This window comes from Alteromonas sp. AWQ4_252, assembly GCF_056158205.1.
Genome location: NZ_JBSWSV010000001.1, coordinates 333,738 through 349,390 on the forward strand (window position 1 = coordinate 333,738; position 15,653 = coordinate 349,390).

Sequence of the window (15,653 nt, forward strand, 5' to 3'; positions counted from 1 at the left end):
CCTACCTGATTAAACGGAGTTATTGAGCGTCTTGTTCCTGCCAGGGCGTCGCGTTGACCTTCATACCCGGCTTCACCTTCTGATAACCCGTTACAATAACTTTGTCTCCAGCACTTACACCGCTGGTCACAATGTATTTATCTTTGTAAGCGCCATTCACTTTGATCGTGCGCGGCTCAACCACACTGTCGTTATTGACTGTCATTACCACCACTGAACCGTCTGGCTGACGCGTGGTTGCCCGTTGAGGCACCAGCAAATCTTCGCTGTTCGACAACACCACAGTGGCCTTTACAAACAAACCTGGCATAAGTAACGAATCTTCGTTTGGTACTTCGGCGCGAAGGGCTACAGCTCCTGTGGTTTCGTCTACCGTTACTTCAGAAAATTTTAGCGTACCCTGATGGTCATACATTTCACCGGTGGTTTCATCCAGCATCAAATGTACTGGCAATGTACCGCTTTCTTGCATGGCGCGGCGAAGGGTTAACACGCCCTTACCCGATTGCTGCATATCAACATAAACCGGATTAAGTTGGGTAATGGTTGCCAATTGCTGTTCTTGATTCGCCGTAACCAAAGACCCTACAGTGACGTAACTACGACTGATTTGCCCGCTAATTGGCGCGTACACTTTGGTGTAATCAGAATCCACTCTGGCCAGATCAACAGCGGCCTGAGCGACGCTAATTTGCGCGTCGGCCTGCTCAGCTTCTGCCAATGCATCATCGTATTCCTGCTGACTTACTGCATTGCGGCTAAGTAAGTCTTTATACCGGGCTGCACGTGCTTTTAGGGTTTTCAAATTAGCTTCAGCACTTTTAAGGTCGGCCTGGGCACTGGCTAATTGTGCAGAGTATCTTGCGTCGTCAATTTGGTATAATTGCTGCCCCTTTTCTACCATTGCGCCTTCCTGGAACAACCGTTCAGTTAGCACGCCTTCCACCTGAGGGCGAACGTGAGATTGCTGCATAGGGCTAACTCGACCCGGCAACGTTACGGTGTGCTCTACCTGCTGGGTAGCCAGTGTTTCAACAGACACCGTAGGTGCGGGAGCTTGCCCCTGACTGGCCTGAGCCTGGTCAGATTGTTCTGAACACCCACTGTTCGCCAACAATGAAGATGCGGCAATGGCGGCTAAAAACAGTTTTTTCATAACACGTTAACTTCCTAATTCAGCTTCTTGGGCTGGACAATTACTCAATTTACCTTTACTTTTTAAAGATACGTTCTTGTATGTATGTTGTCAATTCACGGAGATCCGCAATGCGCAGAACAAAAGAAGACGCAGAACTCACAAAAAAGGCCATTTTAAGTGCCGCCGTTGAAGTATTTTCTCAACGTGGCGTAGCCAAGGCATCACTTGAAGAAATCGCCCGCAAAGCCGATGTAACAAGGGGTGCGGTGTACTGGCACTTCAAAAACAAAATGGAAATTTTTGATGCCCTTCACGAAAGCCTACATACTCCATTTATTGAACGTATTCTGGAAGGACTGGAAGCTGAACACCCCAATCCAATCGGCCAACTGCAGGCCCTTTGTACGAATCTACTGCTCGAACTCGATCAAGATGAGTTCAGAAAAAAATCATTAACCCTGTTTATGCTCAAGTGCGACTACAGTGGAGAGCTACAACACAGGCAAGAAGCAAATACCAGAGCCAAATACGAAAAAATGCAGGCGTTCTCCGGCTACTTTCAAAAAGCTATTGAAACAGGCCAGTTGCCTGCCAATACCGATGCAAGCGATTATACGGTAGCTATGAATTGTTACATTCGTGGAATTGTTACAGAATATCTTGAAGCCCCGGAAGCATTCGATATGCCAAACAAAGCACCAGCCCTCATGGAGATTTTCTTCAGTCGCTGGCAGCAAGGATGAACGAATATTTACTCTGCGTGGTCACACCATTGCAGTAACACCTGTTTCGCCCAGCTCAGCTTTCCTGCCAGCGCACCATCACCTCCTTTGTCAGGGTGATGCAGATGTTGTTGCCTGTGATAGTGTTTCTTAATTACAGACTTGCTCAGCACAGATTCATCCGGAATATCCAGCAGCACTTTTGCCCGGCTAACATCTTGCTCATCTGTTGCTAATACAGGGTTTCCCATTCGCTCCCAAAAGCTGTTTATAAGAGCTTCGACGTCTTGTGCCGAGGTACTGTTGAAGTGAGACCAATCAAGATAGTAAGACCGCAGCGGTTCGTCAGTCGTCACCGTGTTACAACCTTCTTTTTCAGTACGCAGCTGAATATTGGTAGCATGTATATCTAACACTTGCCTGCGTTCGTCAAACCACTGATCGCGCAAGGTATACAAAGCGTTAAACAGTACAAAGTGACATTGAAACAAAGTGAGGTTGTCCCGCAATGCATCGTGGTCAAACACATGGTATGGCGCGGCTTGTAACAGAGAAATAAGGCCGAATTCACTAATCCCTTCTACGAACTCTGTTTCCAGTTTGCGCAGCGTAGCAACCAGAGCCTGTTCATTCTCCGCCATCATTTCTCTTCAACCCGTTTATTCTGGTACCGGTGGTTCAGGTAACCGCCACAGCCACAAAAGCACTACAGTCATAACCACTACTGTGGGCAAAAATGCCCACAATGGCATGCTGGAGAACCACATGATTACTACAGACAATGTCATTCCTGCTGCGGCGGCAAACTTGGCTTTTTTGGGTATGCACCGGCCTTCACGCCAGTGCCTGATGATTGGCCCTGTCAGCTGGTGATTATCAAGCCAAACAGACAATGCGGGAGAGCTACGCGCGGCAAGCCAGGCAGCTAACAGAACAAAGACAGTGGTGGGTAACCCGGGAACGACAACGCCAACCAGACCTACGCCAAGGCTGAGCACAGCTGTGGCCATGAGCAACCAGCGATAAGGCGCTGTTAAGAATCGTCTTTTTCCGTTGTCATGCGAAGACATAATACCCGGGCATTAAAATATCTTAATACAAGTGTATATGAATATAGGTTCAAAAACCCCCGATTTCCCAACATAGGAAAACTGCGAATGCGTTGCTTATTGCCACTTTTTGCCATAATTCACAGATAATTGACCACAAAGCACTCAATAAAGAGGCACATTGTCTTGTTGTACTAATGTCATCAACGCAATCAGGAAGCGCACCATGACATTAAAACGCATACCCAAACATCTTATTTTCGACCCTCAGCCAAAACGTCGCTCGAAAGCCTGGATAGGCTGGCTGCTGATCACGCTGGTAAGCATCGCTGCAGCAGTCGTTGTAACAAAGGCCAACGCAACGGAACAAGCCCCGGCACTGCCCGAGGCCGGTTCCTTAACTACACGCCACTCAGGGGGAACCGCTTACCAGGCCCTTCATACCGGTACTCAGGTAAATGCGACCATTGACGGCATGGTGGTATCGGTTAGTTATACCCAACGATTCCGCAACACAAGCGAGCATTGGGTTGAAGGTATTTACACCTTCCCTCTGCCTCAATACGCCGCAGTTCAACACATGGAAATGCGTATTGGCGAGCGTCGAATTGTTGGGAAAATAAAAGCACGTGAAGAAGCTACCCGTATTTATCGTCAGGCATTAAGTGAGGGCAAACAAGCAGCTTTAACAGTTCAGCAACGCCCCAATCTTTTTACCCAGCGCATTGCCAATATTGCACCAGGGGAAACAATTGAAGTACATCTGGAATTTGTGGATAAAGTCCGTTATCAGCAAGGTATGTTTGAATGGCGACTTCCCACCACACTGACTCCCCGTTACATGCCTGGCACACGTCTCCCCATTTATGCTGAAAGTGCCACTGACACTCCCAATGTATCGATGCCTGACAATGCCAGGGGATTTGGCTGGGCCCATGCCACCAGCGAGGTACCAGACGCAAGTTGGATATCCCCGCCCATGGATAGGGTCAATAATCCGGTGGTTAACCCCATCGGGATTACTATTTCATTAACCCCTGGGGTGACACTATCAAACGTAGACAGCTTATATCACGATGTCACGGCACAAAAGAATGGTGATTCTTACACAGTTTTTCTCGATAACGGGCGAGCGGAGATGGACCGTGACTTTGTACTACAGTGGCGACCTACGCCATCTCAGGAACCGCGGGCAGCGCTTTTCAAACAAACAGTAGACAACGAACACTACGCCCTGTTTATGCTGATGCCACCAACCCAAGTACCGGAAACGTCCTTTGACCGTGATATCACATTTATTATCGACACATCAGGTTCAATGCAAGGCAGCGCCATTGAACAGGCGAAAGCCAGTATGCGCTACGCCATACGAGAATTATCAGAGCACGATAGATTTAACATCATAGCCTTTTCCAGTGATTACCAGATGCTCTATGCCTTACCACAGTTTGCGAGTCCAAATGCAAAACAACAAGCAGACAACTGGGTAACACGCCTTGATGCTGACGGGGGCACGGAAATGTACCCTGCACTGGAAGCTGCATTTGCTCAATCGTTAACGCCTGAAAGATTACAGCAAGTTGTATTTATTACTGACGGTGCGGTAGGGAATGAAGCAGCCCTGTTTTCCTTAATTGAAACACATAGTGAGAACGTGAGGCTGTTCACCGTTGGTATTGGTTCCGCACCCAACTCGTACTTCATGAGCGAAGCTGCCGCAGCCGGGCGTGGTACCTATGAATACATTGCACAAAGCAATGAAGTAAACCCGATCATGCAAGGTCTGTTCACGAAACTAAATCGCGCTACCACCAAGGATATTGTTATTGACTGGCCAGTGGCAACTGACGCCCTCCCCGCTAAAAGTGGCGATTTGTACTTTGGCGAGCCATTGATCACTCTGGCCAAATCAGTAACAACCTTGCCCGCCGTCGAAATATCGGGCTCCAATGGCGCCCAGAAATGGGAGCGTGTAGTAAGTGCCTATCAGGTAAATGAATCTCAGGGTATTGGGGCACTGTGGGCACGTGAGAAAATTTCTGCTTTGGAAGCCAGCCACAGACGGGGACAAATAGACGATCACGATGTAAGAACTTCTATTCTTGAAGTGGCGCTCAAGCACCATTTGTTATCTCGCTTTACTGCCTTTGTTGCCGTAGATGAACCCATAGTCCGCCCTGCTGAACAACGTGTTGCCCGAGAGAGGGTGCGCCATCAGCGTGCTCTGAGTCAGCGTTTGCAGGCGGTTCCCTTTCCTAAAACTGCAACCAGTAGCACTTTCACCTTATTTGCCGGGTATATCCTACTTACTGCTATGGCCTGCTTACGTGGCTTAATGTTTTTCAATAGTCATCGAATCCCCAATAGCTAAGTTTAAGGAAAAGCAGAAATGGCATCATTTACCCCATTACTCAACGATTATCGCCACAAGATCAGTGCACTTTTGTTAGTTACCGGGCTACTTTGTTGGGGAAATTCCGCGTGGATTGCAGGAAAAGCACTATTAGCGCAAATACTGATTGAATCGGCGTGGAGCACCACATTATCAGAAGGCCATGCGGTGAAGCCCTGGCCGTGGGCCGACACCTGGCCTGTGGCTGCCATGAAATTTCCAAGCCAAAATGAAACCCTTTTTGCCCTCGCTGGTAGCACGGGCACAAGCCTTGCGTTCGGCCCCGGCCACCTCGATGGCACCGCCTTGCCTGAAGAGCCAGGCACTAAAGTGTTCAGTGCCCATAGGGATACTCACTTTCGATTCCTTGAGAACGTGGCCATAGGCGAGATATTTCACTTACAAAGTAATAATGGTCTGTGGCAGTCTTATCGGGTGACCAAAAAAACCATTGTTGACAGCACCAACACCGAATGGATGATCGATCAGAGCCATAATGAGGTGCATCTCATCACCTGTTATCCATTCGATAGTATTGCACTCAACCCCAGCAGACGCTTCGTTGTTATCGCTTCGCGGGTTTAGGAAAAAGAGAAAGATGGGCTCGTATTAGCTGTGAGGCCCTTCGTTCACATACTGTTGCGACCAAGACAGCAACTCAATGCGATTACGAGAATGTGTCTTTCTAAAAATACTGTAAATATGCGTTTTTACCGTATTGACGCTAATATGAAGCTGATCAGCAATTTCCTGGTTTTGTGACCCCTGTGCAACCAATTCAATAATCGTAACTTCCCGCTTGGTTAACTTGGGATGAACAACCGATTTTGCAATATCTTTTGGATAGGCAATAGCTGCTGCACTTCTTTTCGTTTGCTGACGCAAACGTCGCAACGCTTCATTGATAGAGTTGCGCTTAAACCAGACATCCATTTTTGCCAATCGCCTCACTCCCTTAAGTATTAATTCCGGAGAGTCTGAAGCATAGAAAATACCTTCTACACCGGCGATAATCGCCTCGCATTCATCGAGATCACCGTGTTGTAAATTGAATAGGATCCAACGGGCGTGGCCTTTGTGGTGATAGAATTCAGCAAGTTTTTCCTCAGCATTACTTGGATCGTAAAAGATGAGATCCTGATTTGAGGTATGTTCAAGCTGCTCTATAGCTGTGAGCTCAGTAAGTTGATAACCACAGGTAAGCAGGAGTTGGCGAAACAGCACGACTTGTTCGTCGTTTGCTTCGTCTGAAGATAGCGACCCCGATATGAGGTATACACTGAATTTCTGGCTGTTCAACATTAAAAAGTCCCTCCATGACTTCGTTATTTCGTGGTGCAGACCATCCTGACTGACCATATACGCACGTAAATAACGATGGTAAATGTGAAGTACCACAAAATCTTCACCGTAAAGGTATACTGCGCTATTCCCTAAGAATAGCAGATTAGATAAAAAGCGGTAGTTAAAATCTATACTAATAACCCGTAATTACTGGGCTATTAGGTATCAGAGGGAAGCGGGTTAACTAAATACTGGGTAGTGTGGGTAAAATAAGCAGCGCCAGCTTGAGAAAACTGAAACGCTACCTATTGTTTTAATTGATTTTTATGTTTATAAGCTCGCTAACATGGTTTCTGCGTCAGAAACTTCAAAGCGTCCGGGATCTTCAACATTTAATTTCATTACAACGCCGTCTTCTACCAACATGGAATAACGTACGCTACGCACACCACCAAAATCACCGGTATTCATATCTAAACCAATGGATTTTGTGAAGAAACCATTGCCATCTGCCAGCATGGTAATTTCATCGGCATTTGAAGCTTTTTTCCAGGCATCCATGACAAATGCGTCATTCACGGAAAGACAGACAATGTCGTCTACGCCCTTCGCCTTTATCTTGTCGGCTAGCGCCACGTAGCCGGGTAAATGTGCAGCTGAACATGTAGGCGTAAATGCGCCAGGAACAGCAAACACCACAACACGTTTGCCGCCAAATACATCATTGGTGTGTGGATTAAGTGTTTTGCCCTCTTTTAGCAAACCGAATGTGACTTCAGGCAAATTGCTGCCAACGTTGATCATGCTGTTCTCCTACTGATTAGGTGTTATATACACATCAAAACGATTTTTTTTACTGGTTATTGCCATTGACGGCGCAACACAAGCTAATGGGTCGGCATAAGCAGGTCGCTTTACTACCACACGCTGACTTGCTATGGCTCTGGCAGGCGCAAGCAGTTCATCCGCATCAGCATCTGTACCTAACAAATGCTGAAACAAGCGCATTTCCTTTTTAACCAAAGCAGATTTTCGCTTGTGGGGAAACATTGGGTCAAGATACACCACATCTGCGCAAATATCGCCCGTTTTCATTTCCTCTATGCTATTTCCATGCACTAGCTTCAGCCTTTCAGCCAGCACGGGTGAGGCGGCGGCAAGGCGCCTGATACCATCTTCAAGCAATGCTGCCACCACAGCAGAACGTTCCACCAAGGTGACCTCACAGCCCAGAGCCACCAGTACAAAGGCATCGCGACCTAAGCCCGGGGTGGCATCTAATATTTGTAGACTATCTCTGCCCTTTAAGCCAACTGCTTTTGCGATAGGCTCTTTTTTACCACCTCCATGTTGTTGGCGATACTGGCTGCTACCCGAGAGAAAATCAACATACACGCCTTGCTGTTTGGGTTCTGCGAAGTCCTTCACCGCCACGTTGCCACTTTCAATAACGATAGCAAGTTCGGTAGGTGTGGATCTTACAACCGGGAATTGCCACTTTTCGGCAACGGTAACGAGTAGCTCACTTCCTTGCTGGTCTGAGTCCGGGTTGATGAAAACGGGAATATCAGGCGTTGCCATATTGCTCCTTAAAGCCAATCCAGCGATTAATAATGGCCTGTGCGTGGCTTGGGTAATCGTTCCATAAGCGCTCTGCGATTTGTTGTACCTGGGGCACTAGGGGCGCATCACGCATTAAGTCGGCAATACGCAATTCCGCAACACCAGTTTGCTTAGTTCCCATAAGTTCACCGGGGCCGCGAATTTCCAAATCTTTTTGCGCTATGTAAAACCCATCATTTGACTCCCGAAGCACAGCCAGCCTCTGAGTAGCTGTTTTAGACAATGGACCCGAGTACATAAGTACACACTGACTTTCCACTGCACCACGACCTACACGCCCTCTAAGCTGGTGAAGTTGAGCCAGACCCAGCCGCTCCGGGTTTTCTATAATCATAATACTGGCGTTAGGTACATCTACACCAACTTCAATAACTGTAGTCGCCACAAGCAAGTCCAACTCGCCTTGTTTAAAAGCATCCATCACCGCCTGTTTCTCACTTGCCTTCAAGCGCCCGTGAACCAAGCCAACACGCAAATCAGGTAACGCCGTACGCAGGGTTATCGCTGCATCTTCCGCGGCCTGACACTGCAACACTTCAGATTCATCAATCAAAGTACATACCCAGTACGCCTGACGCCCCTGAGTGTGACAAGCATCATACACCCGTGCAATAACATCACCACGCCGGGTATCCGGCAGCACCACGGTGGTAACTGGCGAGCGTCCGGGAGGAAGTTCATCTATTACAGACGTGTCGAGATCGGCATAAGCGGTCATGGCCAGTGTTCGGGGAATAGGCGTTGCTGTCATAATGAGTTGATGGGGAAAACGCCCTTGTTGTTCCCCCTTTTCCCGCAGCGCTAAGCGTTGATGCACACCAAAGCGGTGTTGTTCATCCACTATTACCAACGCCAACTGTTGATAGCTCACCTGCTCCTGAAAAATAGCATGGGTGCCTACCAACATTTGAATATCGCCACTGGCTAACCGGGTTAGTACAGCCTCTCTGGCTTTCCCTTTTAGCTTACCGGCCAGCCAGCCAACCTCAATACCAAGTGGCGATAACCAGTCGCGGAAGTTATTTGCGTGTTGTTCTGCCAATAATTCCGTTGGTGCCATCAGCGCTACCTGATAGCCGGCCCCGATGGCAGACAGCGCAGCCAGTGCTGCTACAAGGGTTTTCCCAGAGCCAACATCACCCTGCACTAAGCGCATCATCGGCCGGTTCATGGCCATATCTTTTTGAATGTCCTGTACTACCCGGTTTTGCGCACCCGTGGGCGAAAACGGCAAGTTACCAAGTAGTTTGTCAATGAGCGCTTTATTGACTTCAAGGGCTATGCCCGGCTGGGCTTGTGCTTGCTGACGAACCTTGAGTACACTTAAATGGTGGGCCAACAACTCTTCAAGAATAAGCCGGGTTTGCGCCGGATGCTGACCTTCTTCCAAACTTACCAGGGAGACGTTCGGCGGCGGCCTGTGTACCAACCGCAAGGCATCGGCTAGCGGAATTTGCTGATTGTACATACCTTCTGGTAGCAGGTCGGTAAGTGCACCTTTTCCCAGCAAGGCTAATGCCTGTTCTGTTAAGGAACGCAATGTGAGTTGCTTCACCCCCTCTGTCGTTGGATATACCGGTGTCAGGGTGTCTTCGGTTTCTTCGGCGTTTTCGTCAACCAGGGAGAATTCCGGGTGCATCATTTCGAGCCCCCACTTTCCCGTGCGAATTTCACCAAAACACTTCACCTGATTGCCCGGCGACAGCATGGTGCGTTGCACAGCGCCAAAATGAAAAAAACGCAAACTTATGGTGCCCGTGCCATCAGACACTTTCACCACCAGCATACGTTTTTTACCGTACTGAATATCCGCCGTTTTAACTTCACCCTGAATACTCACATGAGTAAAGGGCTTGCAGGTGTCAATGGGATAAATTTGCGTGCGATCTTCATAGCGGGACGGCAGGTGAAACAAAACGTCCTGAATGGTGTGAAGACCAATTTTCGCTAACTTCTCAGCCACCTTTGCGCCCACGCCTTTAAGGGTGGTGATGGGTGTTTGAGCCAGTGACTGCATGATAATTAAAACAAAAAAAGAGTGAATAGCGACAGTGTAAGCCATTCACTCTCACTTGGCGAGAGGCCAGCGGTACAGGAACTACCTACCGCCGCTCTGTTTAGAACCCGTTTATTGTATAAGCGCTTTCGCCGCAGCTAAAACAAGTGCCGGGGAAGGTCGAACACTGTAGTCTGGATTTACATAACTCAACTGGACAGTACCGGTTTTATCCACAATAAATAACGCAGGTGCAGGCAAGACAGCCTTTCCTGTTTCGTCCATAGCCAGAGCAATGTTGTGGCCTTTATAACGCTCGGTTGTTTTGTCGTCGACGTAATAACTGATACCAAATGCGTTCAGGGCATTGAGTTTGTGATCAGACAGCAAGGTAGCAGCGAATTCAGTTTTTAACTCCTGGGAGGCGAGCTCATCAAGTGACTGCGGAGAAACCGCAATAATCTGATAGCCTAAATCTGTCAGTTGCTTTTCGATGTCTTTGATACCTGCCAACTGGCGGTTGCAGTACGGACACCAGCCGCCGCGATAAAACAGCACGATAGATGGCTTTTGCATTAACATGGCCTTCAGGCTAAAGGGTGAACCTTCGGTGTCAGATACAACAGCATCGGGAACTTTCATGCCTTCAAGTAACGGGCGAACTTCTTCTGCCGACGGAGCAGGCCCGGTTTTCGCAAAGACAGTGGTCGTGAACAATACAGCGAGTAAAACCAGATAACGCATACTTTTCTCCTTGATAATTGAATTTACACAGACCGCCATAAAGCCAAAATACTTTCTCAGCTTATCGCATTAATGAAATAAAAATAACGTGTTTATTAAAAAGGGAATTACGAAGGAGTGGAAGTAGCGTGAATAGAAAAGGCGTGCTTAGAAAACTAACAGGTTATGCTATGAAGCTCTGAATAGAGCTCCATAGCGAGAGTAAATACTTACTCTGGTAATTCCATTACACCGTCGATTTCTATTTGGGAATCTTTCGGCAATGCTTTAACACCAATGGCAGCACGTGCTGGGTAAGGCTTGTTGAAATACTTCGCCATGATTTCATTCACAGTGGCAAAGTTTGACAAATCAGGCAGGAAAATATTCACTTTTACCAGGTCATTCATTGTACCACCGGCCGCTTCACACACGGCTTTTACATTCTCAAATACCTGAGTGGCTTGCTCAGCAAAATCGTCTGACACCATTTCCATGGTTTCAGGTACTAAAGGAATTTGCCCGGAAAGGTAAACAGTGGTGCCAGCTTTAACTGCCTGGCTGTATGTACCGATAGCCTGAGGTGCTTTATCGGTTTGAATAATTGATTTAGCCATTTTCGATCCTGTTGTGAATTAGTGTCTTGATTTGCTATGACGAGAAACCCGCTGTACTTCAGGCATGGTTCTGATCTTTTTCATCACCCGTGCAAGATGCACCCGGTTATATGTGGTCAGTTCAATGTCGATAAAGTAAATATTACTCTCTTTCTCTTCTGTCTGAAGCCCAATGATGTTGGACTCACAACTCGCAATCATATTCGTTAAGTTCGCCAGTGTACCCTGATGGTTGTACAGTTCAATACGCAGCGACGCTTTAAATTCCCCTTGCGGCGAGTCGTCCCATTGCATCGGTAAAACACGCTGAGGCTCCTCTTTGGTCAATCTACGAATATTGTTACAGCCAGTCTGATGGATAGTCATGCCCCGGCCCGGACTCAACACAGCAACAATTTCGTCATCAGGAATGGGGTGGCAACACCGCGAGTAATTTACCAACAGGCCTTCAGTTCCCCGAATGGCCACCGGCATATCGCCTTTTTTCTCTGCTATTTCTGCCGACTCACCCAATAAGCGACGGGCGACAATAGCACTGAGTTCATTACCCAATCCGATGTCAGTTAATAAGTCATCAAAAGAATCGTGCTTAGTTTCAGCGACTACGCGGTCGATATCCCCCGGTGCGATATCATCGAGCTTAACCGTACCTAATGCATGGCGCAGTAAGCGGTTGCCCATATTTACAGCTTCGCGGGAATGCTGTTTGCGCAAATACTGACGAATACGGGTGCGGGCTCTGGCACTGACCACGAAATTCAGCCAGTTGGCATTAGGCTTGGCTTTAGGTGAGGTAATGATTTCTACCGTCTGACCGTTCTCAAGAGGCTTACTTAAGCTGTAATTGCGGCGTTCTACACGCACACCCACACAGGTGTTGCCGATATCAGAATGAACCGCATAGGCGAAGTCCACTGCCGTAGCGCCCACAGGCAACTCAATAATGCGGCCATCCGGCGTGAATACATAAATTTCTTCAGGGAAAAGGTCAGTTTTAACCGATTCGATAAATTCAAAGCTGGAACTCGCACTTTGTTGCAACTCCAGCAGTGATTGCATCCACTTGCGCGCGCGCAGTTGCGCAGTGGTATCGCTGTCACCTGGTTCTTTGTAAAGCCAATGAGCCGCTACCCCTTTATCAGCCATTTGATCCATAGCGGTGGTACGAATTTGTACTTCTACGGGAATGCCGTGAGGACCTACTAACGAGGTGTGTAAAGACTGATAGCCGTTGGTGCGGGGAATGGCGATGTAATCTTTAAACCGTGTTTCAATGGGCTTGTACAAACCGTGCATCGCACCCAACGAACGGTAACAATTATCCAGCGAGTCTACCACAATGCGAAAAGCATAAATATCCATGACCTCATTGAACATGAGCTCTTTGTTTTTCATTTTGCGGTAAATGGAATAAAGGTGCTTTTCCCGCCCGATTACAGCAGCATCAATGCGGTACTCGCCAATTCGCGTGGCCAGTTCCTGACGGATATTCTCGATAATTTCCTTGCGATTGCCCCTGGCTTGCTTCACGGCCGATTTCAGGGCGCGGTGTCGCATAGGGTACATGGCCTGAAAGCCTAAATCTTCCAGTTCGTTTTTAATATCGTGAATACCCAAGCGGTGGGCAATAGGCGCGTAAATTTCCAGCGTTTCCCGGGCAATACGACGGCGTTTGTCTGGTCGCAACGAACCGAGGGTGCGCATGTTATGGGTTCTGTCTGCCAGCTTAATGAGGATTACCCGAATGTCTTGCACCATGGCCATCATCATTTTGCGGAAGTTTTCCGCCTGGGCTTCCTGTTTGCTGGAAAATGCTATCTTGTCCAGCTTGCTGACACCTTCCACCAGCTCAGCAACGGTTTCGCCAAAGGCCGCAGCGAGATCTTCCTGACTGTAATGGGTATCTTCAATAACATCATGTAGCAAGGCAGCCATGAGGGTTTCGTGATCCATGTGCATGTCTGCGAGGATCCCAGCCACTGCAACCGGGTGCGTAATGTATGGGTCGCCACTGGAGCGCATCTGGCCATCATGGGCTTCGTGAGCTAAAACGAAACTGTCCTGAACCAGTTGAACCCGTTCAGGTGATAGATACTCTGAAATTTTTTGCTTTAGCCCCTCAAATAAATACACGTGCTACTTAGTTTCCTGCGAAAAAATGCCTATAGGGACAGAATAATGAGAAATGTAAAGAAAGCCAATGCTAAAACGCCAGCGATCTAAAGAAAGATCTGCTGGCGTCAGTCAATATCGTGATACAGCGCTTGCGGTCTTACTGATCAGACAGAATATTTACTACTGATGAGAAGTCAGCGCTATCTTGTCTTTCCTGATCACGCATGCTGTCTTGATCGAGGGTATCAGCAGTAACCAGACCTTCTTCAATTTCACGTAATGCGGTTACTGTAGGCTTGTCGTTCTGCACTTCAACTTGTGCATCTCTGCCTCCGGTAGCCAGCTGGCGAGCACGACGTGCTGCAACCAAAACCAGGTCAAAGCGGTTACCAACTTTATCTACGGCGTCTTCTACGGTTACGCGGGCCATGTATCTCTCCGAAAAATCTGTAAAGCAAAAACTCAAAAATGGCCGCGTAGTATATATCACAAGCCTCAAGAGTCATAGTGTTTTGTTCGCTTTTGCAGCAACACTGGTAAAACCCGGATCTACGCCTTACCAACCAGATCGTTTAACAGATCCCGATGCCGAATTTGCTGCTTAAACTGCCGTAAGCGCTGCGCGCAGACGATCGCTTCCAACTCTGATAGCGCAGTTGAAAAGTCGTCATTTACCAACACGTAATCAAATTCCTGGTAATGAGACATTTCAGATACGGCTTCGCGCATGCGGCCATCAATAACCTCAGCACTGTCTTGCCCCCGGCTCGTGAGCCGCTGGCGCAACACTTCAGTGGATGGCGGTAAAATAAAAATTCCACAGGTATCCGGCATCAGTGCTTTCACCTGACGCGCGCCCTGCCAGTCGATGTCTAAGAAGACATCTGTTCCAAGGTGTAAGGTTTGCTCAATGGTGACCCGGGACGTACCGTAGTAATTCCCAAATACCTCAGCGTACTCAAAAAATACCCCTTGTTCGATGAGTGATTCAAACTGCTCACGGCTCACAAAATGGTAATGAATGCCATCAACCTCGCCAGGTCGAGGCGCACGTGTTGTGTGCGACACCGATACTTGCATCGGGTTTGCCGTTTCATTTTCGTATTTTTCCAGCAATGCTTTGATAAGGCTGGATTTACCCGCACCAGACGGTGCAGCCAAAATAAATAAATTACCAAGTAAGGAAGCCATATTCTTGCTTTTTATTGACATGATGTGGTGATTTCAGAAGACAATGGTAGCATAGCCCTGACAAATGCGTCATTGCGAAATGCACCATTACCCCGTTTGAGAACAACCAGAGCAGATTGCCCCTTATGTCAGAAACACTACTTCCTTTCGTTGAGAAAAATACCGGTGAGAACCCTGTGGCATGCGTGATCTGGATGCACGGCCTTGGCGATTCCGGCCACGGTTTCGCGCCCATTGTGCCAGAGCTTAAATTACCCGCTTCGCTGCCGGTAAAATTCCTGTTTCCACACGCACCAGAGCGCCCTGTTACTATTAACGGCGGCATGCGCATGCGCGCCTGGTACGATATCAAAACCATGGATTTTAACCATCGCGCTGATGCCCAGGGCGTGATGGAATCTGCCGATATGGTACAAGCATTGGTTGAAGCACAACACGCCGCTGGTTTTGCATATGACAAAGTTGTGCTGGCGGGCTTCTCTCAAGGCGGTGTTATTGCTCTTCACCTGGCCACTCGCTTTGGCGAGAAACTCGCTGGTGTAATGGCCCTTTCCACCTATATGAGCGCGCCGGGCTCACTGGCTGAAGAAGCGAGCCCGGCCAATAAATCTACGCCAATCATGATGGCACATGGCACTCACGACAATGTCGTACCCGTGCAATTGGGCAAAATGGCCTTCGACACGTTAACCGAAAATGGCTATCAGCCCACTTGGTCAACCTACCCCATGGAACACAGTGTGTGCATGGAAGAAGTCAACGACATTAGTGCCTGGCTACAAGCGGTGCTTTTATAGGCACTT

16 protein-coding genes are annotated in these 15,653 nt (G+C 48.1%); 4 read left to right on the forward strand and 12 right to left on the reverse strand.

The genetic code is table 11. The features are described from left to right. Nucleotides 1-19: 19 nt before the first annotated feature. Nucleotides 20-1,156, reverse strand: coding sequence for an efflux RND transporter periplasmic adaptor subunit (locus ACXACM_RS01555; protein WP_474819315.1), 1,137 nt, complete (start codon nt 1,154-1,156; stop codon nt 20-22). A 110-nt stretch (nt 1,157-1,266) separates the two neighbouring features. Between ACXACM_RS01555 and ACXACM_RS01560 the strand changes: the two genes are divergently transcribed. Then, the gene (locus tag ACXACM_RS01560) at nt 1,267-1,881 is read left to right on the forward strand and encodes a TetR family transcriptional regulator (protein WP_474819317.1); all 615 of its coding nucleotides are present in this window, start codon (nt 1,267-1,269) and stop codon (nt 1,879-1,881) included. An 8-nt stretch (nt 1,882-1,889) separates the two neighbouring features. On the opposite strand, the gene ACXACM_RS01565 is transcribed toward ACXACM_RS01560, so the two are convergent. Then, nucleotides 1,890-2,504, reverse strand: a complete 615-nt coding sequence (locus tag ACXACM_RS01565) for a DNA-J related domain-containing protein (protein WP_474819318.1) — start codon at nt 2,502-2,504, stop codon at nt 1,890-1,892. Between the two features lie 15 nt (nt 2,505-2,519). Beyond that, complete coding sequence (locus ACXACM_RS01570; protein ID WP_474819320.1) at nt 2,520-2,930, reverse strand: YbaN family protein; 411 nt, start codon at nt 2,928-2,930, stop codon at nt 2,520-2,522. Nucleotides 2,931-3,135: 205 nt separating this feature from the next. On the opposite strand from ACXACM_RS01570, the gene ACXACM_RS01575 reads away from it, so the two are divergent. After that, nucleotides 3,136-5,280: a marine proteobacterial sortase target protein gene (locus ACXACM_RS01575; protein WP_474819321.1), complete on the forward strand. Its 2,145-nt coding sequence runs from the start codon at nt 3,136-3,138 to the stop codon at nt 5,278-5,280. Between the two features lie 18 nt (nt 5,281-5,298). After that, nucleotides 5,299-5,886, forward strand: a complete 588-nt coding sequence (locus ACXACM_RS01580) for a class GN sortase (protein WP_474819322.1) — start codon at nt 5,299-5,301, stop codon at nt 5,884-5,886. Nucleotides 5,887-5,910: 24 nt separating this feature from the next. Here ACXACM_RS01580 and ACXACM_RS01585 read toward each other — a convergent pair whose 3' ends face one another. The 9 genes from ACXACM_RS01585 to gmk form a co-directional block, all read right to left on the reverse strand. After that, nucleotides 5,911-6,603, reverse strand: coding sequence for a helix-turn-helix transcriptional regulator (locus ACXACM_RS01585; protein WP_474819323.1), 693 nt, complete (start codon nt 6,601-6,603; stop codon nt 5,911-5,913). Nucleotides 6,604-6,915: 312 nt separating this feature from the next. Then, entirely contained in the window at nt 6,916-7,389 is a 474-nt protein-coding gene (locus ACXACM_RS01590) for a redoxin family protein (RefSeq protein ID WP_474819325.1), read from the reverse strand. Between the two features lie 9 nt (nt 7,390-7,398). Then, nucleotides 7,399-8,166, reverse strand: a complete 768-nt coding sequence (locus tag ACXACM_RS01595) for a class I SAM-dependent methyltransferase (RefSeq protein WP_474819326.1) — start codon at nt 8,164-8,166, stop codon at nt 7,399-7,401. Next, on the reverse strand, nt 8,153-10,225 hold the full coding sequence (recG, locus tag ACXACM_RS01600; RefSeq protein WP_474824185.1) for an ATP-dependent DNA helicase RecG: 2,073 nt from the start codon (nt 10,223-10,225) through the stop codon (nt 8,153-8,155). The genes ACXACM_RS01595 and recG overlap by 14 nt, the downstream gene beginning before the upstream one ends. Nucleotides 10,226-10,336: 111 nt before the next feature. Then, the gene (locus ACXACM_RS01605; RefSeq protein WP_474819327.1) at nt 10,337-10,948 is read right to left on the reverse strand and encodes a peroxiredoxin-like family protein; all 612 of its coding nucleotides are present in this window, start codon (nt 10,946-10,948) and stop codon (nt 10,337-10,339) included. A gap of 209 nt (nt 10,949-11,157) precedes the next feature. Then, a complete protein-coding gene (locus ACXACM_RS01610) occupies nt 11,158-11,544 on the reverse strand; it encodes a RidA family protein (RefSeq protein WP_474819329.1) in 387 nt (128 codons plus the stop codon). An 18-nt stretch (nt 11,545-11,562) separates the two neighbouring features. Continuing rightward, nucleotides 11,563-13,677: a bifunctional GTP diphosphokinase/guanosine-3',5'-bis pyrophosphate 3'-pyrophosphohydrolase gene (spoT, locus tag ACXACM_RS01615; RefSeq protein ID WP_474819330.1), complete on the reverse strand. Its 2,115-nt coding sequence runs from the start codon at nt 13,675-13,677 to the stop codon at nt 11,563-11,565. Between the two features lie 139 nt (nt 13,678-13,816). After that, a complete protein-coding gene (gene rpoZ, locus ACXACM_RS01620; protein WP_474819331.1) occupies nt 13,817-14,089 on the reverse strand; it encodes a DNA-directed RNA polymerase subunit omega in 273 nt (90 codons plus the stop codon). 119 nt (nt 14,090-14,208) lie between these two features. Further along, on the reverse strand, nt 14,209-14,850 hold the full coding sequence (gene gmk / locus ACXACM_RS01625; protein ID WP_474819332.1) for a guanylate kinase: 642 nt from the start codon (nt 14,848-14,850) through the stop codon (nt 14,209-14,211). Nucleotides 14,851-14,975: 125 nt separating this feature from the next. Between gmk and ACXACM_RS01630 the strand changes: the two genes are divergently transcribed. Further along, complete coding sequence (locus tag ACXACM_RS01630; protein ID WP_474819333.1) at nt 14,976-15,647, forward strand: alpha/beta hydrolase; 672 nt, start codon at nt 14,976-14,978, stop codon at nt 15,645-15,647. The last annotated feature ends 6 nt before the right edge of the window (nt 15,648-15,653 follow it).